Raw genomic sequence first — 19,322 nt, 5'->3', positions numbered from 1 at the left:
AGAAAGAGATGAGTAAAAAGTTACCAGTAACGTATGAATTATATGATAAAGATGGAAAAGCTAGAATAGGAAAAATAACGACTCCCCATGGAGAAATTGAAACACCTGTATTTATGCCTGTAGGAACTCAGGCAACAGTAAAAGGTATGACACCAGAAGAGTTGGAGGAAATGGGAGCTGAAATAATTTTAGGAAATACATATCACTTGTATTTAAGACCAAGTGATGAGTTAGTTGCTAAATTTGGTGGATTACACAAATTTATGAATTGGAAAAAACCAATTTTGACAGATAGTGGTGGATTTCAGGTGTTTAGTCTAGGAGATTTAAGAAATATTCAGGAAGAAGGAGTATACTTTAGATCACATTTAGATGGTTCTAAACATTTTATTTCCCCAGAAAAATCAATAAATATTCAAAATAATTTAGGCTCAGACATAGTTATGCTATTTGATGAATGTCCACCCGGAATGTCAACAAAAGAGTATCTTATTCCATCTATTGAAAGGACGACAAGATGGGCAAAAAGGTGTGTAGATGCACATAAAAGACCTGATGAACAAGGGCTGTTTGCAATAGTTCAAGGTGGAATATATGAAGATTTAAGAGAGAAAAGTTTGTCCGAATTGAGTGAAATGGATGAGTATTTTTCAGGATATGCGGTAGGAGGTTTAGCTGTTGGTGAACCTAGAGAGGATATGTATAGAATTTTAGATTATATAGTAGAGAAATTACCTGAAGATAAGCCAAGATACTTAATGGGGGTAGGAGAGCCTTTAGATATGCTAGAAGCTGTAGCATCAGGAATAGATATGATGGACTGTGTACAACCAACTAGAATTGGAAGACATGGAACGGTATTTACAAAATATGGGAGACTTGTTATAAAAAATGCATCATATTCTGAAGATAATAGACCTTTAGATGAGGGATGTGATTGTTATGTATGTAGAAATTACACAAGAGGTTATATAAGGCATTTATTTAAAGCTCAGGAGATATTAGGTGGAAGATTAGCAACATATCATAATTTATATTTTTTATTAAAATTGATGAAAGATTCACGAGTTGCTATAAAAGAGAAGCGATTTAAAGAATTTAAGGCTGAATTTGAAAAAAATTATGCTATGGGAAAAAATAGTGATTGGATAAAACCAATAAAATTTAGTGAATAGAAGAAGGGAGAACAAGAAGATGTTCTCCCTTTTTATACGTGGGGTTATTATAAATCATATTTTGTAAACTTAGTTTTAAATTCATCTTCAGCTCTAACAAAAAGTCTTTCATTTCCTTCTGGATCTAAGACTTCTTCAGAAAAGACTCTATATAGATACATAGTTTGTCCATCTTGTTCATTAGTACAGTTTAATACATTATAGTTTAAAACTTCATAAAATTTACCATTTTTATTATTTTTCCAAAGATTTTTGCTCATAACACTCCTTCAAACAGTTATTTCACCACACAGATTGGATTCCATAAAAAATTTAATATCTTGAGGAGAGAGATTTTTACCTAATAAATACATTAGTTTCGTAATTGCTGCTTCAGGTGTCATATCTCTACCACTGATAACACCGATATTTTTTAATTCACTACTCGCTTCATATAACCCCATTTTTACAGCACCTGTGGCACATTGAGTTATGTTGACAACAACAACCCCTGAATCAATTATAGATTTTAAAGCTGTAATGAAACTATTGGAAGTTGGGGCATTACCATTTCCATAAGTTTTTAAAATTACCCCTTTAATTTCACAGTGAGACTCCACAAGTGTTTTTATATATTGTGGATTCATACCAGGAAAAATTTCGATTACAAGTACATTGGTATTGATGGAGGAATCTATATAGAATTCCTCTTTAGGCATCTCTAAAACTTTTCTATCATGAATTTTAATTTCACAACCAATTTCACCGAGAGCTTGATAATTTGGAGAAGCAAATCCAAAATAGTTTGTAGCATCAATTTTTCTAGCACGATTTCCTCTCAGTAGTTCATCTCTGAAACAGATAGTGACTTCTGGAATATTTTTAACACCGTATATTCTGTTTCCTGCAATTTGAATTGATGTGATTAGGTTTTGAAGAGCGTCACTTCTAGGAGTGACTAATGGAACTTGGGAACCGGTTAAAACTACAGGTTTATCGAGATTTTTAAGCATAAAAGATAGAGCTGAAGCTGTAAAAGCCATGGTATCTGTTCCATGTAAAATAACAAATCCTCTATACTTATAGTAATTTTTTTCTATGATTTTAACAATATCAATCCAAATTTCAGGATTCATATCTGAAGAATCAATCAATGTTGAAATTTGACAATAATCAGCCGGAAATCTCTCCAAAATAGGATGATTTTTAGCTACCTCAAACCAAGTTTTAGCGGGTCTTAAAGGGCTATTAGGATTGTTTTCGTCACTATTAACCATAGCAATAGTTCCACCAGTATTGATGATAAGAATTTTTTCTAACATTTAATCCCTCCTAAAATTTAATCCCCTAGTTTGGTAGGGGATTAATTCTTTATATATCTTTTAAGAATATATTTTGACTTCTATCAGGACCAACAGATACAACAGTTATTTGACAACCTAGGTATTCTTCAATTCTAGCAAGATATTTTTTACAATTTTCAGGTAATTCATCATAGTTTTTCATATTAGATATGTCCTCTGTCCATCCAGGGAGTTCTTCGTAGATAGGTTTAGCATAAGCTAATTTTTCTGTGGCAGCAGGTACAGTTGTGTAAATTTTTCCATCAATTTCATATCCAGTACAAATTTTAAGAGTGTCTAATCCACTTAATACGTCAATTTTTGTTATTACAACATCAGTTAAACCATTGATATCAGTAGCATATTTACCAACAACAAGGTCTAACCATCCACATCTTCTAGGTCTTCCTGTTGTAGCTCCAAATTCTCCACCAATCTGTCTAATTTTTTCTCCTAAATCGTTATTTAACTCAGTAACAAAAGGTCCCTCTCCAACTCTAGTAGTATAGGCTTTCATAACTCCGATTATTCTATCTATTTTTCTAGGAGAGATTCCAACACCAGTTGTAACTCCTCCGCTTGTCGGAGATGAGGAAGTAACGTATGGATATGTTCCGTAGTTAATATCAAGCATCATAGCTTGTGCTCCCTCAAATAGAACAAATTTATCCTCGTCTAAAGCTTTGTTAATTTCAGGAGTGGCATCTATAATTCTATGTTTTAATCTTTCAGCATATCCTTTATACTCTTCTAAAATATCCTCAAATTTCATAGTAGGAGCATTATAGATTTTAGTAAAAAGCTCATTTTTTTCCTCTAGATTTATTTTTAATTTTTTAGCAAATAGTTCCATATCTAATAATTCGACAGCTCTAATTCCAATTCTTGAGAATTTATCGGAATAACAAGGTCCAATTCCTCTTTTTGTAGTTCCAATTTTGTTATCTCCACTTCTTTCCTCTTTTAAAATATCTAGTTGAATATGATACGGCATAATAAGGTGAGCTCTATCACTTATAAATAGGTGATCTACCTTAGCTCCTTTAGCTTCCAATGTATCAAGTTCTTTCAAAAGAACTTTAGGGTCAATAACAACACCCGGTCCAATGATACATTTACCTTGACCATGTAACATACCAGACGGTAATAGGTGAAGTATAAACTTTTCTCCATTGACAACAACTGTGTGCCCAGCATTATTTCCACCTTGAAATCTAACAACGTAATCAGCTCTATCTCCAAGAACGTCGATTATCTTTCCTTTTCCTTCGTCTCCCCATTGAGTTCCAACTACAACATATCCTGCCATTTAAATACCTCCATGTGTTATTTCGTTATTTGATTTTTTTTATTTCAATATAGTTGATGTTTTTATTATGTTTGCATATAAATAAATCTTCAAATTCTGTTCTGATATTATCAGTAACTTTAGGACTATTATGTAAATCAGGTGTATGATAGATTACTTTATAGTTTTTTAAATCTTTAGTGAATTCCAGGACATCTGCATAGTATTGGTCGTGATCTGTTTTAAAGAATAAAACTCCTCCAACTTTCATTATGACATCAAGAAGCTCAAAAAGTTTAGGTTGAAGGATTCTATTTTTTTCATTTCCTTCCCAAGGGTCAGGAAAGTTGATATAAAGTCCCTCAATCTCTTCATTGCCTATAAATTTTGTGATATCTTCACCACGTCGTCTTAAAAAAATAACATTATTAAGGTCTTTTTTAACTGCTTTAGTGGCAGATAAGACTAGTCTTTTAAATCTGATTTCAAGAGCCAAGTGATTTCTTTCGGGATACTTAGCGGCCATTCCAACTGCAAAGTTTCCGCTTCCAGATCCTATTTCGAGGTAGACAGGATTATTGTTTGCAAAAGCCTTCTGACTCCAGTTTCCTCTATAAGAATCCATAATTTCACTATCATAGATAATGTGATTAGGGTACTCTACTAATTTAACCATATAGGGATTATAATTAGTTCTAGGATTTGTAAAGAAGTGCTTCCATAGAGTGTCTTCTAATCGTTTTTTCATTTGTCCTCCATAAATTTAATCGTTTTTTCAGTAGCATTTTGATTATCTTTGAAAAATTCTTTTATTTTATTCTTAGAGACAGGGGTTGTTTCTAAGAGTTTAATAGTGTTTAAAAAATCATTTTTATTATTAATTTTATACCCAAGATTGAGTTTTAGTATCTCTTTAGATATATCTTTAACATTTTGTAAGTATGGTCCAAAAATAGGGGGTTTTCCATAAAATAATGGTTCCAATAAGCTATGTCCTCCGATATTAACCAATGTTCCACCAACAAATACAATATCTGCAATAGAATAAAATTTTCTTAAAACTCCCATTTTATCAACGATAAGAACTTGGAAATTTTCTAAAGATGGATTTAGCTCTAAGTCAGTTAATTTTTGGTATGTTAAGTTTGAACTCTTCAATAGATTTTCAACCTCTTCAATTCGTTCTAAATGTCGAGGCACAATAACAAGAAGTGTGTTTTTAAGATTTTTAAAGACATCTACGAGTATAGCTTCTTCCCCTTCTCTAGTACTACCAGCGACAAAAATTTTTCTTTTATTAAATTTTATAAACTTTTTTAAATTTGATATCTCTTCACAGGAAAATGCTTCAAAAGAGATATCAAATTTTAAATTTCCAGTAATAAAAACCTTATTTTCATTGGCTCCTAAAAGAATTATTCTGTCTTTATCTTCTTGGGATTGCATAAAAAATCCAGTGATTTTAGAAAAAAGTGGACTTAAAATCCAAGATATTTTTTTGTATCGAGGAAAACTTTTATTTGAAATTCTACCGTTGACGATAAATATTTTTGAGTGTTTTGAACCTAAATTTATAAGATTAGGCCAAATTTCAGTCTCGATTAAAATTATTTTAGAAACATTGATATAATTAAATATTTTTTTAAGTATGAAAATATCATCTAATGGAAATTTTAATATTGATATTTTTTCATCTTTAAAGTACTTATTTATAGCTGTTTCATAACCAGTATCAGTAAAAACTGTAATTAAGATATTTTGATTAAAAGTATTTTTTAATTTTTTTACTAAGGCATCTATAAGGTTAATCTCACCTACAGATGAACAATGAATCCAAATATATGTTTCATTTTTTTTAAGAACTGATATATCTTGAAATAGTCTTTGAGTAACAAACTTTAATTTTTTAGGATTAAAAAGCAAAAAAATAAAGAGGAAAGGATAGAAAAATCCTCTCAAAAGGTTGTAGAGCATACTTTATCCTCCAATTTTTTCTTTAATTAAATTAGATATAACTTGGACACTTTCAGCAATATTAAGTGAGCTAGTATCCACTTCAATTGCGTCTTCGGCTTTTTTTAGAGGACTCTCTTCTCTGGTAGAGTCACTATGATCCCGTTCTATAATATCCTTCAAAACAGTTTCAAAATTTTCGCTTATTCCTTTTGATGCATAATCCTTAACTCTTCTTTTAGCTCTTTCTTCAGGAGAAGCAATTAAAAATATTTTCAAATCAGCATTTGGAAAAACAACTGTTCCAATATCTCTACCATCTAAGATGACCTTTTTTCCTTTACTTATTTTTCTTTGTAAATCTACTAGTTTAACTCTTACAGCTTTGATAGCGGATACAGGAGAAACAATCTTTGTGACTTCAGGTGTTCTTATTTCTAGAGAAACATCTTTTCCGTTTAAAATAAACTTATTATCAACGATATCGACTTGAATGCTATCTAATATTTTCTCCACAGCGGTCACATTATTAAAATCAATATTATTTTCAAGTATATAAAGAGCTACCATCCTGTACATAGCCCCAGTATCAAGATATGTTAGATTAAAGTTTTTAGCTATAATTTTAGCAATAGTGCTTTTTCCGCTTCCAGCTGGACCGTCTAAAGCAATAATATAGTTTTTCATTCAATCCTCCTAGGCTTTAATAAGAAGAGCTCTCCACTCTTTATCTTTTTTTATTTCTAGTATTTTAAGTCCTTTTTCTTCTACCTGTTTAATAATTTCAGGAAGTTTGTCTTCTATGATACCTGAAAAAATAATTAATCCATCTTTTTTAACAACTTTAAAAATATCTCTCAAAAGTAGAAGAATAATATCTGCTAGAATATTAGCAACTACAACATCAAATTGTTTATCTTTAACAACGGATATTAAGTCTCCTAAATAAACTTTAGCGATATCAGATGATATACTATTTAATTCGAGGTTTTCTTTTGTAGCTTCAACAGCTAATTCGTCTATATCAGTACCATAAATGTCAGTGGCTCCTAGTTTTTCAGCAGCAATCATCAAGATACCTGAACCAGTACCAACGTCAATAACAGAGTTACCAGGCTTTATATTTTCTTCCATTATTTTTAGACAAAGAGATGTAGTAGGGTGAGAACCAGTTCCAAAAGCCCTTCCAGGATCAAGCTCAATAACTAATTCATTCTCCTCAGGTTTATATTCTCTCCAAGTTGGTTTAACAACAAATTTATCACTTACCTTTTCAGGGTATAGATATTTCTTCCAACTATTTTGATAATCTTCCTCATCATACTCATAAAAATCAATTGTAAAAATAACATCATCTCTACCACTAAATTTCTCTTCAAAGGCATTTTTTATTAAATCATTTCTTCTTTGAGAATAGATATTCATAGGAAAATATGCTGAAACAGCATAGTCAATCATCAAAAATTGTTTTTCATCTCTATAAAAATCTAGGGGATTTTTTGTTTTTAAAGGTTCGTCAATTTTTAAACCAGTAGCTCCAAAACTATAAAATATATCACAAATTTCTTTTTGTGTCTCATTGATACTGTCACTATCAAATATAACTTTTATTTCAACAACTTTCATAAAAACCTTCCTAATTAAATATTCCTAACTCAATAAGAGAAAGGTTGATTCTTTCTATCTTTGTACACTCACCAGTTTCATCATCCAACTCAATATCCAGACCATTTATTCTTTCTTTTCCTTCTGCAATTTCAAATTTTTGTGGTAGAGCGGTTAAAAATTTAGGAATAATAGACTCTTTATTCATACCAATGATACCATTATCTGAACCAGTCATCCCGACATCACTGATATAGCCAGTACCCTCAAGAAGTATTTTATTATCAGTAGTTTGTACATGGGTGTGAGTTCCATAGACTACAGAAACTTTTCCATCTAAATAGTTTGCCAAAGCTAACTTTTCTGACGTAGCTTCAGCATGAAAATCTATAATGATGTGCTTACATTCTTTTCTAATTTCTCCTACCAATGTATTTGCCACTGTAAATGGACAATCAATGGGAGGCATAAAAACTCTTCCTTGAAGAGAGATTACAGCTATTTTATTACCTTTTTTATCTTTTAAAATTGTATAGCCAGTTCCTGGAACACCACTGGGATAATTCTGTGGACGTAATACTTTATTAGATTTATCTAGATAATCATAAATTTCTTTTTTATCCCAAATATGGTTTCCACTTGTTATAACATTAACTCCCCAATCTAAAATCTCATCACAAAGTTTTGCAGTGATTCCAAATCCAGCAGCAGCATTTTCTCCATTAACGATAATAAAATCGTAGTTATTTTTATATTTATCAAGGTATGCTTTCAGAGTTTTTCTCCCTGGACTTCCAACCACATCACCTACAACTAAAACTTTCATTATTTACCTCATTTCTATATTTGTATTACCAAAAAATATTATAACATTTTTTACTAAAAATTAAAACTTAAAAAATAGTTTTAAAAAAACAATTTGAAAATTGACATCTAGACAAAAATGGTGTATTATTGAGACAAATAACGAATAAGCTGGGAGTGACGCATATGTTAACTAAAGAAGAATTTTTAAAAAAAATAGGACAAAGTGAAGAGGAGTTGAAGGCAAAAGGTCTTGAATTAATGTTCATAGGTGAAGTTGGATATGGTGACGATGAGGATGATGGATGGGATGTAGTTTATGCTGACCCAAGTGGATGTGTAGAGGTAGGAATGGGATGTAAGTGTGCTGTTGGTGGAACATTACATGACAAATTATAATATATAGTTAAAATTGAATGAGTATAGGAATTTCCTATACTTTTTTTGTTTAAATTTATTTTAATTTCTAGAAAAAAATATGTTATAATTTTATTATAACTATTTTAATGAGAGGTAAGAATGAAAAGCAGTGGGTTAGTGAAAAAAATAGAAAAAAATAGGATTACAGTATCAATGTATAAAGAAAGTGCTTGCTCACATTGTAATAAATGTAGTGATAGTAGTAAAATAGTAAATGATTTTACATTTATATCTGATATGAATAACATTAAACTTGGGGATATTATAACTTTTGAAATGGAGGACAATCAGGTTTTTAAAGCTGCAATAATAGTTTATATTCTACCATTAATATCTATACTTTTAACTTATTTTATAGCTTCTAATATGGGATTATCAGAAGGAGGCTCTATAGGAGCAAGTTTTGGTGGATTAGTTTTAACTTTTATAGGGATATTTTTTTATGATAAGTTCATTGTAAAAAATAAAATGGAAAAATCTGTAAAAGTAATAGGCGTAGAAAAGAGATAGCGAGGGAATAACATATGTTAAAAAAAATATCAGTAGTTTTTTATTTAATATCTCAATTAGTGTTTGGAGATTATTTACAAGTGGATTACTCTAAAATTTTAAACAAAAATGGAAAAATTTTCGTCAAAACTACCGGAAGTCCTTTGACAGGGATGGTAACATTTCAAAAAGATAGAGAGTTTTATAAGAATGGAATACCGGAAGGGAAGTGGTTATCTTTTTATACTAATGGAAAAATCAAATCTATAGAAAACTGGAAAGATGGAGAATTAAATGGAAAATATGTTTTATATGATGAAAATGGGTATAAAACATTTCAGACTTATTATTTAAAAGGAAAAGATCATGGTTTATTTAAGTTGTTTCATGATAATGGAAAACCACATATAATTGGTAAATTCTATAACGGTCAAGCAGTAGGAATTTGGAATTACTATAGCAAAAGTGGAAAATTAGTAGGAAAAAAAGATTATACTTTAAATGCAGATCATTTTGATCAAACAAATTAAATTGGGAGAAATAACTTTATGAAAATAAAATTGAGAAAATATTTTAATAGTTCAATGCTAGTAACCCCAGATAAAGCTAAAATCTTTTGTGATAAACTAAAAGAAATTTTGAAAAAAGAAGAGGAAGTTGTATTGGATTTTGCAGGAATTCAAGCAACAACACTGGTATTTTTATTTGTACTTTTCACTAATTTGTGGAATGAGTATGGAAGAGATTTAAAAAATAAGTTAACAATAAAAAATGGTTCTCAAGGATTATTTAAACAGATGGCATATTTAAAGGAGAACTATAAAGAGTTGAGATCAAAGTTCTTAGGTGTACATCAAAATTTTGAGATAGCTTATATTGGATAATTGTTGACAAAATTAATAAAAAATGTTAACATTGAAGAGTAGAAACTATACCAAAAAGGGGTGTAAGAATATGTTTTTTGAAGAAATACAAAACGAAATTTATGATAGCACTTTTGATGCGGTTTATAATGCATTATTAGAGGAGTATAGAGAAGGAAAGTTAACTGTTGAGAGGTTGACAATGAATATAGATGAGCAACAACAAGTCTTGTTAAACGGTTTTTTCGAAGGAGAGACAAAATTTGCTTATGCTAGTGCAACAGTAGATGCACATCAATATGCTCTTGCTATGATAAAAAAGGGATTAGTATAGGATATTAGGAGTAGACTTTGTCTGCTCCTTTTATTTTGTAATAAAAATTAATATTTTTTGTTTAAATTGGAACAAATTATAAAAGATAAATGTACCAAAAAAAAACTTGACAGAAAAGTGTACTTATTATATACTAATAGCAAGACCGAATTTGATTGAATAGATCTATATACCCCCCAAAAATCTATTTTAATCTTTTTTATTTTTAACACTCCCCCGTGTTATGAAAAAACCCTCCCCCCCAGGAGGGTTTTTTAGATTCTATTTAGATTTTTCTATTTAAGAAAGTTTAAAAGTAGTGGCGCAATAAAAATTGTTATGATACCAGCGATAACTATAGATAGTGCACTCATAGCTCCTTCAACTTCCCCCATTTCAAGAGCTTTGCTTGTGCCAACTGCATGACTAGATATACCAATTCCAAGACCTTTAGCAATAGCATTTTCGATTTTAAAAAGTTTTAACATAAATGGAGCAAAAATATTTCCAGTAATACCAGTAACCATTATAGCAAAAACTGTTATAGCGGGAATTCCACCAAGAAGTTTACTCACTTCAATTCCGATTGGAGTTGTTATAGATTTTGGGACAAATGATAGGAGTATAATATCTTGAATAGCCAGTAATTTTCCTAGAAAGATAACAGATAAAATAGCTGTAATAGATCCAATTAAAGCTCCAATAAAAATAACTTTATAGTGTTTTTTTAAAGTTTCTAATTCTTTATATAAAGGGATAGCTAAGCATACTGTAGCAGGTGCTATAAAAAAACCTAATATATCTCCTCCCTTACTATAGTAGGCTGTGGGAATATTAAAAATTTCCATAAATGCAAATATAAGAATAAGAGCTACAAAGATAGGATTTAAAAAAGGTAATTTGAACTTATTAAAAATATCTTTGCCTAGTTTAAAAGCAAGTAAGCTAATAAAAATTCCAAAAAAAACATTATCAAATAAAAGTTCTTTCATCTATTTTTTCCCCCTCATCATAAAATCCACAGATAGAGCAGTAACAACCATGGTAATTAAAGTTGTTAATACAAGTAAAAAAATTAACTTAAAAAAGTCAGTTTTTAATATATCAATAACATCTAAAAGTTTTACACTAGGTGGAATAAAAGTAACAATCATATTTAAAATAAAAAATTCACCTACATTTTTGATAGTGTTCAATTTTATTATTTTTAAAGAGAGAAAAATAAATAAAAGGATTAAGCCATTAACAGTTCCAGGAGTTGGAAGATGAAAAAGCTTTTCTAAAAGAACTCCTAAATAGTTAATGCTTAGAATAATAAGAAATTCGTATAACAAAATAAAACCTCCAGTATTATTGTGTAAAAGATTAAAGAGGTGCCCCTAGGGAACACCTCTAATATTAAAATTAGTCTCTTCTTTTCATCTGAGGGAAAAGTACAACATCTCTGATTGATGGCGAGCCAGTCAATAACATTATAGCTCTATCAATACCAATTCCTAATCCACCAGTAGGAGGTAAGGCGTATTCTAGAGCTTCAATATAGTCATCATCAATAATAGCAGTAGCTTCGTCATTTCCTAACATAGCTTCTTCGACCTGAGCTTCAAATCTTCCTCTTTGGTCAGCAGGATCATTCAATTCTGAGAAAGCATTTGCGTATTCTCTGGCGTCAATAAATAATTCAAATCTGTCTGTAAATCTTGAATCATCTGAATTCCTTTTTGCCAGAGGAGATATCTCAACAGGGTGTCCATAGATAAATGTTGGTTGAACTATGTGTTCTTCACACTTTTGTTCAAAAAATTCATTGATAATATGTCCAACTGTTGTCATATGATCAGCAATTTCAACATGATGTTGTTTAGCTAAAGCCTTGGCTTCTTCAACTGTTAAGGTTTGCCAGAAATCAGCACCTGTAATATCTTTTATCATATCTACCATATGGATTCTATGGAATTGTCCAAGATCAATTTCTTTTCCATTGTACTCTATTTTAGTTGTACCTAAAACTTCTGTTGCAAGGTATTGAAATAAACTTTCTGTCAAGTCCATCATATCATTATAGTCAGCGTAGGCTTGGTATAGTTCCATCATTGTAAATTCTGGATTATGTCTAGTAGAAATCCCTTCATTTCTAAAGTTTCTATTGATTTCATAGACCTTATCAAATCCACCGATTATCAATCTTTTTAAATAAAGCTCAGGAGCAATTCTTAAATATAATTCCATATCTAAAGCGTTATGATGAGTAATAAATGGTCTTGCAGCGGCTCCACCAACAATTGGATGCATCATCGGTGTTTCAACCTCTAAAAATCCTTTTTTATTTAAAAATTCTCTGATACCATTTATGATTTTAACTCTTTTTATGAAAGTTTCTTTAACGTCTCTATTCATAATAAGATCTAAATATCTTTTTCTATATCTAGTTTCGACGTCTGTAAGACCGTGGAACTTTTCAGGAAGTGCTCTAACATTTTTAGATAGTAAGTCAACTTTAGAAACTCTTAAAGTTAATTCACCTTTTTGAGTTATAAATAGAGTCCCCTCAACACCAATAATATCACCAACACCTAACTTTTTAACTATTTCAAAAGCCTCTGTTCCAATTTGGTCTTGTCTAATATAAACTTGGATTTTACCAGTTTGGTCTTCGATATGAGCAAATACAGCTTTACCCTGTTCTCTGAATCCCATGATTCTTCCTGCTGTTTTAAAAGTTATTTCCACTTCAGGAGATGATGTTAAAAGCTCTCCAATCATATGAATTTTATCATATTTTTTTCCAAATGGGTAAACTCCAAGTGCTTCAATCTCTTTTATTTTTTCCCATTGCTCCATAACAAGACGTTCTTTTCCAACTCTGTCAAAGTATTTTTCCATAGTTTTTCTCCCTTTTTTAATTTATAGTTTCAATAAGTATATGCTACTTTTTCTGCCCCAAGTGCTACTTGGATTATTTTCTCTAGATTTTCTTAAGTAATCTTTTGCTTTTTCAATATCTCCCTTTTTATGATAGATAACTCCTAGGTAATAGTACAGTTCAGATGTATTTTCATCAGGAACTGTAATTTTATTAAAATCAATCAGGGCTTTATCAAAGTTATTCATTGAAAAATATGTTTTGCCACGATAGAAGTTAACTTCAGAGATATTTGTTGAACTGCTTTCAATTTTATTGAAGAATATTAAAGCTTCACTATAACTTTTTCGATTAAGAGCATCTATTCCATTTATAAGATTTTTAGAGGAATCCGAAGGCGATACAACATCAGTAGCCACTTCGTTTTCTATTATGTTATCCGAAGGTGAAATAGAGTTTTCCGACACAGGAGTACTTAAATTAGGAAAGTTTTGGTTCAAGTTAGAGCTTGAGCTAACTAAACTTAGATAGTAATTTCCTTTGTCATTATCTCCCTGCTGCATGTATAAATTTCCAATTAATAAAGCCAACTCTATACTTTGAGAGTCACTATAAAAATTTTCCAAAAATTGTAACTCATCCATATTAGCAGTATTTTTACGCTGAATAACCCTCATTATTTCAGTATTTAATTTTAAATTATTTCTATTATAATCTAAATAATAGTTATTGACGATAAAATTTCCACCACTAGATTTTTCTTCAAAGGAAAGAAGTTTTATTTTTTCTTCTTCATTAAGAGAAAAATTTTCTTTTAAATATCGAATCTCTTTATTGATTAAAAGTTGATTATTATTTGCAGAACTTAAATCAAGCACCATGAAAGCCACATCTTTTTGCTTACTGTTCGTTGGAAAGGCAATTAGATAAAGCTGGGCACTTTTTACCAATAAATCTAAATTTTGATTATTGTAGCTGTTTAAAATTATATCATAATTATCTTTCTCAGTAAAATTATATTTCAGTTTATTTTTTATCTTAACAGTACCAATATATGTGAATCCTTTATAAAGTTCAGCAATATATTCACCTTGATAAAGACTGTTAAAATTCAAAGCATTTCCATTGATGGTAAATATAAAATCACTTTTTATTGGGGAAGAGATTAGCTTAACTCTGTCGGCATCAATATTGTTAATAATTAAATTTTCACCTACGTAGACTTCCATAGGAACCATTATTTGAGATGGAAGATACTCACGTATGGTATTAGTTGACGAATCTCTTTGTATTAGGTCGTATAGATAAGCTACACCAGACTCATTAAGAAAAAAGTTATCTTGTTGCAAAACTGGATTTTTAATACTGGGAACAACAGCTTTAGTTTGTGTAGGAAATTGTGTTTGAAGATTAGTACAACTAAAAAAGATTAAAGCTGTTGCAGAAATTAAAAGTATTTTTTTCATTTACCCTCCTTTAATAAAAAATAGAGCAAAGAGATTGCTCTATTTTAGTGTTTATTGTACTTCAATTATCTCAATCTCTAATTGGTTTATCTCTACATCGTTATCATATATAATATAGGCAATTGTCAACTTATTTTCAGAATAAACATATTTTTTACATAAAATTGTAAAAATTTTGTTGAAGTAGGGCGTTTTATAAGTAAAATTTGTTTTAAGTTTTGGCTTAATTAAAAGTTTACTTTGAGTTTCTCCAAACTTCAATATTTCAGTAGAATGGGGAGATATTCTTATCTCGCCTTTACCATATTTGTTATCATAAGTAAAAATAATGGTGTCGTTTTCAATAGTTTTTTTTGCAATCATTTTTTGAGAAACTTCTTCTCCAAAAGAATCAATGCTATTTATAATAATTTTAGCCATTAGTAGTAGTCCTTTTCGTCGTCGTCATATCCCATATCATAATAGTCTTCTTGATCATAGGAATCTTCACGATCGTAATACTCGTCGTCATCCCAATCTCCGATATTATCTGCACCTAAATACTCCTCTTTCCAGTAATCTAAGATAGCATTTACTTCAGCGGTATCATCAATAAGAACTAAATCGTCTTCATCCTCATCATATAAAAATATATAGTTAGTTCCATCAAAATCTTCAGTTATAAGGTATTCTTTGTCCCTTATAATTAAGCTTTCTAAAACTGTTAGCTCAAACTCCTCGTCATCGATATTGTGATAAAAAGTTTCTCCTTGCGAATACATTGTTTCCTCCTAATAATTTATAAAAATAAAGTTAAAAATAAAAATTACTTGTGATATTTAGTATTTTTTATAATACTAAACCATCTATAAATTTGCTCAATTAAGATTAGTCTCATCAACTGGTGCGGAAAAGTCATTTTTGAAAAACTTAATCTTAAATCGGCAGATTTTCTAACATCCTCTGAAACACCATATGAGCCACCAATAATGAAATTTATAGTATTATTTCCATTGATAGCTATTTTTTCAATCTGTAAAGCCATTTCTTCAGAAGAGAGAGTTTTTCCCTGAATATCTAATAGAATCTTAAAACCTTTATTTTTTTCGAGAGTTTCAAGAATAGATTTCGCTTCTTTTTCTATAGATATACTTCTATTGGTGTCGTTACCATCCTCTTTTAATTCAAAAATTTTTAATTTACCGAAAGCCTGCATTCTTTTAGTAAACTCTTGAATTCCATCTAAAATATATTTTTCTTTGATTTTACCAATACAAATAATGTTTATATTCATTTTCTTTTAAATCCTTTTTCCATATCCAATAAGCTTATTTTAAATGTTATTGGTCTTCCATGTGGACAAGTGAAACGTCCAATTTTATGGAGTTCCAAAATGAGTTTTTCCATTTCAGGAATACTTAACTTTTCGTTAGCTTTAACAGCTCCTCTACATGACATTGAAATAATCATACTTTCGATAACTTCATTTTTAGAATTTGTTTTGCTAATTCCTTCTAAAATTTCAAAAAAAATATTTTCAAAAGAATCTTTATTGTCTAGAGTAGGAACAGACCTAATTAAAAAATCCATGTCGGTAAACTGATCAATCTCAAATCCAAAATCTTCAAAGAAGTTTAGTTTTTCCTTTAAAACTTCGACTTGTTTCAGTGTTAGAGAGACTTTTATAGGAACTAGTAAAGCTTGTGATGCAACTCTATGCTGAGCATATTCTTGTTTTAATTTTTCGTAGAGAATTCTTTCATGAACAATGTGCTGATCATAGATTATTAATTCATTATTTTCCTCAACTAATATAAAAGAGTTAGAGAATTGTCCAATTACCTTTAAATGATTCCTTGAATTTGCGAAATAAACGATTTCGTCGGAAAAGACTGTAGATTCACTTTCGGTGAAAGTATCCGCTGTATCAGTTTTAAGTGAAGTTTTATCAATAGTTTTATCTGTAGAATTTATTTTCTCACTAATATCAAGCTGAAGTGTTGGTGATTCACTTTTGGCTGGAGTAAATTTATTTTCTAATGGAAAATCAAAAAAATCATCTTTTTTTATTTCAAGCTCTCTCTTTATATCATTAATTTCAAAATTTTCAAAAGGTTTTTTTATTTCTTTGGAAATATTTATATTTTCAAAGTTAAAATCATCTTTTTTTACTTCAAAAGTAGGCATATTAAAGTTTTTATCAAAATTTAATTGAGATTCTATAATTGAATAAATTTCATGATAAATTTTATTTTCATCAGAAAATTTGATAATCTTTTTTGAAGGATGGACATTAACATCAATAGTTTTTGGATCTACTTTTAAATTGATTATAGCAAAAGGATATTTTCCTTTCATTAAATGAGTGTAGTAGCCATCAATTAAGGCTTCTTCGATAATTTTAGCTTTTACAGGTCTATTGTTAACAAAAGTAAAAATAAAATCTTTCGTAGATCTTGTCAGAGAAAGATTTCCAATATATCCAAACTCGACTTGTTTTAAATTTTTAAGTGTTGAAATTCCAAAAATTTCAATAATTGTATTTTCAAATCCAGTACCACTAGTTCTAATAGTTTCTTTAGCATCAATAATAAGTGTTATTGAAACATTAGGATTGGCTAATGCTTCTTGTAAAACAATCTCTTTAATTTTTGTATTTTCAGTAGTGTCTTTTCTTAAAAATTTTAATCTAGCTGGGGTATTGAAAAAAAGATTGTTTATTTCAATTTCTGTACCAGTTCCTTTCTGAAGCTCTTTTAGATTAGTTATTTTACCGGCAATAACATTGATTGAATGACCAAAAGAATCGTCTTTTCGCTTTGTTGCGATAGTCATTTTAGAAACGGCAGCAATAGATGAAAGAGCTTCTCCTCTAAAACCATAGGTATTCAGGTTAAAAAGGTCTTCTTTAGATGATATTTTGCTAGTGGCGTGTCTTTCGATACAAAGAAGTAAATCTTCACGAGACATTCCTTTACCATCATCAGTAAATTTTATATTTTTACCACCATTTTTGACATCTATTTTTATGTATTTACTATCGGCGTCCAATGAATTTTCTAAAAGTTCTTTAATTAAGCTGGCAGGATTTTCGACAACTTCACCAGCAGCTATCATATTTGATAAAGATTCGTCTAAAATTTTAATAATTCCCAAAATACCACCTCCTAGAAAAACTGTAACATTATTTATTATTATACAGATTTAAAATAATTTCAACTATTTTTTTAGAAAATATAAATTTTATAGTAAAAATTATTATGATATAATAAAAATATAAAAACAGCGGAGGGAAAAAAATGAGGTATTTACATCTAGTTATATTTATAATAATATTTGGAATTAAAAGTTTTTCCTATAATGTTGATGACTATATATTTTTTAATAAAGCGTTAGAAGCTAACAAAAAAGGAGATTATCAAAATAGTTTATTTTATTATGAAATCTATCAAAAAAATTTTTCATATTCCTACCCACTGACAAGTAACTATGCGAAGTACTATATTGCAAAAAATTATATGGATATGAAAAAATATGATGAGGCACTTTTATTTTTTAGTAGGGCTGTGTATGTACCGGAAAGCTATGTGAAGCAAGAATTTAAAAAAACAAATTATTTTCAGTATAGAAGGGATTACAATGTTGGAGAGATATATCTTTTAAAGAATGAAAAGGATAAAGCTATTGAATATTTTAAAAGATTAGTGACGGATTACTATGATCCTCAACTAGAAGTGTACGAAAAAAAAGCACTAAAGATTTTAGAAAAAACTAATGAAAAATATCGATATCTTTATGAAATAAAGTATCAAAATAATTTTAAATTAATTGAGAAACTAGATGAGCAAGATTTATTAGATTTGTCAAACTATTTTTATGAGAAAAAAGAGTTTGATAAAACGGTTGAAATTTTAGATAAATTAGGTAATTATAATGAGCAAAAAATAAACCAAAAAATAATATACCTACAAAGTTTGTTAAAATTGGATAAAAATAAAAGAGTTATAGAATTAACAAAAGACTCACAGGTAGGAGAATCTAATTTTCTATTTATAAGAGCGGTAGCATATGAACAAAATAAAGATTATTCAAGAGCAATTTATAATTATGAAAAAATACAGGATATAAAACTTAAGGATAGAGCGAATTTTCGAGTTGGACGAATATACTATAAATTAGAGGAATATACTAAAGTTAAAGAAATTTTGGAAAAAATAAATCAAAAAAATGAAGGAATAGATTCATTATTATTAGATACATACATAAAACTGAAAAATAAAAAGAGATTTATAGAACTATATGATAAATTTAAAGACAAATATCCGGAAAATCCTAAAATGGGTCTTTATTATATGGTCTATACGAAACTTTTAGAAAATGATAGTAGTTCATGGCAGTTGGCAAATTATAACATATTTTTTGCAAGTAATTATGTTGTTAGAAACTATATGAACTCTATAGAAAACTTTGAAATAAAGAATACGTATAAAGAGAAGGTACTAAAAGATGCATTGACTCAAATAGGGAAGTTAAAAAATCCAGAACTATTAGAATTAGCTGTTCAAAGTAATAATTTTGATTTAGATACAGAAACTATCCAAGACAAGATAACTATAATGAATAGCTATATAGAGAGTAGATTTTATAGAGAATCTTTTAAAAAAGTTAGTACTTTTAAAAGAGAGTTCTATAGATATAGAAACTTATTGCATTATGTCTATCCTAAATACTATAGAGAAGAGGTGCAAGATGCCAGAAAAAAATATTTGATGCCTCAGTCTT

Annotated in this window: 23 protein-coding genes; 7 read left to right on the top strand and 16 right to left on the bottom strand. The window is 29.3% G+C overall.

Features of this window, described 5'->3' with window-relative positions; translation table 11 throughout:
* Window positions 1-8: 8 nt before the first annotated feature.
* On the top strand, window positions 9-1,175 hold the full coding sequence (gene tgt, locus ACWI69_RS05750) for a tRNA guanosine(34) transglycosylase Tgt (protein ID WP_448820894.1): 1,167 nt from the start codon (window positions 9-11) through the stop codon (window positions 1,173-1,175).
* Between the two features lie 47 nt (window positions 1,176-1,222).
* Here tgt and ACWI69_RS05745 read toward each other — a convergent pair whose 3' ends face one another.
* Genes ACWI69_RS05745 through ACWI69_RS05710 form a run of 8 tightly spaced genes read right to left on the bottom strand, consistent with a single transcriptional unit; the run spans window position 1,223 to window position 8,169 of the window.
* On the bottom strand, window positions 1,223-1,435 hold the full coding sequence (locus ACWI69_RS05745) for a hypothetical protein (RefSeq protein WP_448820893.1): 213 nt from the start codon (window positions 1,433-1,435) through the stop codon (window positions 1,223-1,225).
* Window positions 1,436-1,444: 9 nt separating this feature from the next.
* Window positions 1,445-2,476: an asparaginase gene (locus tag ACWI69_RS05740; RefSeq protein WP_448820892.1), complete on the bottom strand. Its 1,032-nt coding sequence runs from the start codon at window positions 2,474-2,476 to the stop codon at window positions 1,445-1,447.
* 49 nt (window positions 2,477-2,525) lie between these two features.
* The gene (locus ACWI69_RS05735; RefSeq protein ID WP_448820891.1) at window positions 2,526-3,806 is read right to left on the bottom strand and encodes an adenylosuccinate synthase; all 1,281 of its coding nucleotides are present in this window, start codon (window positions 3,804-3,806) and stop codon (window positions 2,526-2,528) included.
* Between the two features lie 25 nt (window positions 3,807-3,831).
* Entirely contained in the window at window positions 3,832-4,533 is a 702-nt protein-coding gene (gene trmB / locus ACWI69_RS05730) for a tRNA (guanosine(46)-N7)-methyltransferase TrmB (protein WP_448820890.1), read from the bottom strand.
* On the bottom strand, window positions 4,530-5,708 hold the full coding sequence (locus ACWI69_RS05725; RefSeq protein WP_448820889.1) for a 3-deoxy-D-manno-octulosonic acid transferase: 1,179 nt from the start codon (window positions 5,706-5,708) through the stop codon (window positions 4,530-4,532). The genes trmB and ACWI69_RS05725 overlap by 4 nt, the downstream gene beginning before the upstream one ends.
* A 54-nt stretch (window positions 5,709-5,762) precedes the next feature.
* Window positions 5,763-6,425 (bottom strand): (d)CMP kinase, encoded by a 663-nt coding sequence (gene cmk / locus ACWI69_RS05720; RefSeq protein ID WP_448820888.1) that lies wholly within the window; start codon window positions 6,423-6,425, stop codon window positions 5,763-5,765.
* A 9-nt stretch (window positions 6,426-6,434) separates the two neighbouring features.
* Window positions 6,435-7,364, bottom strand: a complete 930-nt coding sequence (prmA, locus tag ACWI69_RS05715; RefSeq protein WP_448820887.1) for a 50S ribosomal protein L11 methyltransferase — start codon at window positions 7,362-7,364, stop codon at window positions 6,435-6,437.
* A gap of 10 nt (window positions 7,365-7,374) precedes the next feature.
* A complete protein-coding gene (locus ACWI69_RS05710) occupies window positions 7,375-8,169 on the bottom strand; it encodes a TIGR00282 family metallophosphoesterase (protein WP_448820886.1) in 795 nt (264 codons plus the stop codon).
* Between the two features lie 164 nt (window positions 8,170-8,333).
* Between ACWI69_RS05710 and ACWI69_RS05705 the strand changes: the two genes are divergently transcribed.
* The 5 genes from ACWI69_RS05705 to ACWI69_RS05685 all read left to right on the top strand — a co-directional run bounded on the left by ACWI69_RS05705 (window position 8,334) and on the right by ACWI69_RS05685 (window position 10,253).
* Window positions 8,334-8,546, top strand: coding sequence for a hypothetical protein (locus ACWI69_RS05705; protein ID WP_448820885.1), 213 nt, complete (start codon window positions 8,334-8,336; stop codon window positions 8,544-8,546).
* A 120-nt stretch (window positions 8,547-8,666) separates the two neighbouring features.
* Window positions 8,667-9,077 (top strand): SoxR reducing system RseC family protein, encoded by a 411-nt coding sequence (locus tag ACWI69_RS05700; protein ID WP_448820884.1) that lies wholly within the window; start codon window positions 8,667-8,669, stop codon window positions 9,075-9,077.
* Between the two features lie 14 nt (window positions 9,078-9,091).
* Window positions 9,092-9,586, top strand: a complete 495-nt coding sequence (locus ACWI69_RS05695) for a toxin-antitoxin system YwqK family antitoxin (protein ID WP_448820883.1) — start codon at window positions 9,092-9,094, stop codon at window positions 9,584-9,586.
* A gap of 18 nt (window positions 9,587-9,604) precedes the next feature.
* A complete protein-coding gene (locus tag ACWI69_RS05690) occupies window positions 9,605-9,940 on the top strand; it encodes an STAS-like domain-containing protein (RefSeq protein ID WP_448820882.1) in 336 nt (111 codons plus the stop codon).
* A gap of 70 nt (window positions 9,941-10,010) precedes the next feature.
* Window positions 10,011-10,253, top strand: a complete 243-nt coding sequence (locus ACWI69_RS05685; RefSeq protein WP_448820881.1) for a hypothetical protein — start codon at window positions 10,011-10,013, stop codon at window positions 10,251-10,253.
* Window positions 10,254-10,528: 275 nt separating this feature from the next.
* Here ACWI69_RS05685 and ACWI69_RS05680 read toward each other — a convergent pair whose 3' ends face one another.
* From ACWI69_RS05680 to mutL, 8 genes are all read right to left on the bottom strand, one after another.
* Window positions 10,529-11,224 carry an LrgB family protein gene (locus tag ACWI69_RS05680; RefSeq protein WP_448820880.1) on the bottom strand — a complete coding sequence of 232 codons (696 nt, stop codon included), beginning with the start codon at window positions 11,222-11,224 and terminating at the stop codon, window positions 10,529-10,531.
* Complete coding sequence (locus tag ACWI69_RS05675) at window positions 11,225-11,566, bottom strand: CidA/LrgA family protein (protein WP_448820879.1); 342 nt, start codon at window positions 11,564-11,566, stop codon at window positions 11,225-11,227.
* A 70-nt stretch (window positions 11,567-11,636) separates the two neighbouring features.
* Entirely contained in the window at window positions 11,637-13,115 is a 1,479-nt protein-coding gene (gene lysS, locus ACWI69_RS05670; RefSeq protein WP_448820878.1) for a lysine--tRNA ligase, read from the bottom strand.
* 21 nt (window positions 13,116-13,136) lie between these two features.
* Window positions 13,137-14,561, bottom strand: a complete 1,425-nt coding sequence (locus ACWI69_RS05665) for a tetratricopeptide repeat protein (protein WP_448820877.1) — start codon at window positions 14,559-14,561, stop codon at window positions 13,137-13,139.
* A gap of 51 nt (window positions 14,562-14,612) precedes the next feature.
* The gene (locus ACWI69_RS05660) at window positions 14,613-14,981 is read right to left on the bottom strand and encodes a DUF1934 family protein (RefSeq protein WP_448820876.1); all 369 of its coding nucleotides are present in this window, start codon (window positions 14,979-14,981) and stop codon (window positions 14,613-14,615) included.
* Window positions 14,981-15,322: a hypothetical protein gene (locus ACWI69_RS05655; protein ID WP_448820875.1), complete on the bottom strand. Its 342-nt coding sequence runs from the start codon at window positions 15,320-15,322 to the stop codon at window positions 14,981-14,983. Before ACWI69_RS05655 ends, ACWI69_RS05660 begins: the two co-directional genes overlap by 1 nt.
* Window positions 15,323-15,366: 44 nt before the next feature.
* Entirely contained in the window at window positions 15,367-15,834 is a 468-nt protein-coding gene (rlmH, locus tag ACWI69_RS05650; RefSeq protein WP_448820874.1) for a 23S rRNA (pseudouridine(1915)-N(3))-methyltransferase RlmH, read from the bottom strand.
* The gene (gene mutL, locus ACWI69_RS05645; protein WP_448820873.1) at window positions 15,831-17,696 is read right to left on the bottom strand and encodes a DNA mismatch repair endonuclease MutL; all 1,866 of its coding nucleotides are present in this window, start codon (window positions 17,694-17,696) and stop codon (window positions 15,831-15,833) included. Before mutL ends, rlmH begins: the two co-directional genes overlap by 4 nt.
* A gap of 143 nt (window positions 17,697-17,839) precedes the next feature.
* On the opposite strand from mutL, the gene ACWI69_RS05640 reads away from it, so the two are divergent.
* Window positions 17,840-19,322 (top strand): tetratricopeptide repeat protein (locus tag ACWI69_RS05640; RefSeq protein ID WP_448820872.1); only part of this gene is annotated, 1,483 nt, incomplete at its 3' end.

It is taken from the genome of Cetobacterium sp. (assembly GCF_977044495.1).
Note: the sequence above shows the minus strand (reverse complement) of the source record. Positions and strands in the feature narration are given on the sequence as shown.

Excerpts from the sequence above, each read along its gene's own strand:
- ACWI69_RS05710 (WP_448820886.1), bottom strand. The coding sequence starts at position 8,169 with ATGAAAGTTTTAGTTGTAGGTGATGTGGTTGGAAGTCCAGGGAGAAAA.
- ACWI69_RS05660 (WP_448820876.1), bottom strand. The coding sequence starts at position 14,981 with ATGGCTAAAATTATTATAAATAGCATTGATTCTTTTGGAGAAGAAGTT.
- ACWI69_RS05665 (WP_448820877.1), bottom strand. The coding sequence starts at position 14,561 with ATGAAAAAAATACTTTTAATTTCTGCAACAGCTTTAATCTTTTTTAGT.
- ACWI69_RS05700 (WP_448820884.1), top strand. The coding sequence starts at position 8,667 with ATGAAAAGCAGTGGGTTAGTGAAAAAAATAGAAAAAAATAGGATTACA.
- ACWI69_RS05655 (WP_448820875.1), bottom strand. The coding sequence starts at position 15,322 with ATGTATTCGCAAGGAGAAACTTTTTATCACAATATCGATGACGAGGAG.
- cmk (WP_448820888.1), bottom strand. The coding sequence starts at position 6,425 with ATGAAAAACTATATTATTGCTTTAGACGGTCCAGCTGGAAGCGGAAAA.
- ACWI69_RS05695 (WP_448820883.1), top strand. The coding sequence starts at position 9,092 with ATGTTAAAAAAAATATCAGTAGTTTTTTATTTAATATCTCAATTAGTG.
- ACWI69_RS05685 (WP_448820881.1), top strand. The coding sequence starts at position 10,011 with ATGTTTTTTGAAGAAATACAAAACGAAATTTATGATAGCACTTTTGAT.
- ACWI69_RS05680 (WP_448820880.1), bottom strand. The coding sequence starts at position 11,224 with ATGAAAGAACTTTTATTTGATAATGTTTTTTTTGGAATTTTTATTAGC.
- ACWI69_RS05735 (WP_448820891.1), bottom strand. The coding sequence starts at position 3,806 with ATGGCAGGATATGTTGTAGTTGGAACTCAATGGGGAGACGAAGGAAAA.
- ACWI69_RS05745 (WP_448820893.1), bottom strand. The coding sequence starts at position 1,435 with ATGAGCAAAAATCTTTGGAAAAATAATAAAAATGGTAAATTTTATGAA.
- ACWI69_RS05705 (WP_448820885.1), top strand. The coding sequence starts at position 8,334 with ATGTTAACTAAAGAAGAATTTTTAAAAAAAATAGGACAAAGTGAAGAG.
- rlmH (WP_448820874.1), bottom strand. The coding sequence starts at position 15,834 with ATGAATATAAACATTATTTGTATTGGTAAAATCAAAGAAAAATATATT.
- prmA (WP_448820887.1), bottom strand. The coding sequence starts at position 7,364 with ATGAAAGTTGTTGAAATAAAAGTTATATTTGATAGTGACAGTATCAAT.
- ACWI69_RS05740 (WP_448820892.1), bottom strand. The coding sequence starts at position 2,476 with ATGTTAGAAAAAATTCTTATCATCAATACTGGTGGAACTATTGCTATG.
- ACWI69_RS05690 (WP_448820882.1), top strand. The coding sequence starts at position 9,605 with ATGAAAATAAAATTGAGAAAATATTTTAATAGTTCAATGCTAGTAACC.
- tgt (WP_448820894.1), top strand. The coding sequence starts at position 9 with ATGAGTAAAAAGTTACCAGTAACGTATGAATTATATGATAAAGATGGA.
- trmB (WP_448820890.1), bottom strand. The coding sequence starts at position 4,533 with ATGAAAAAACGATTAGAAGACACTCTATGGAAGCACTTCTTTACAAAT.
- lysS (WP_448820878.1), bottom strand. The coding sequence starts at position 13,115 with ATGGAAAAATACTTTGACAGAGTTGGAAAAGAACGTCTTGTTATGGAG.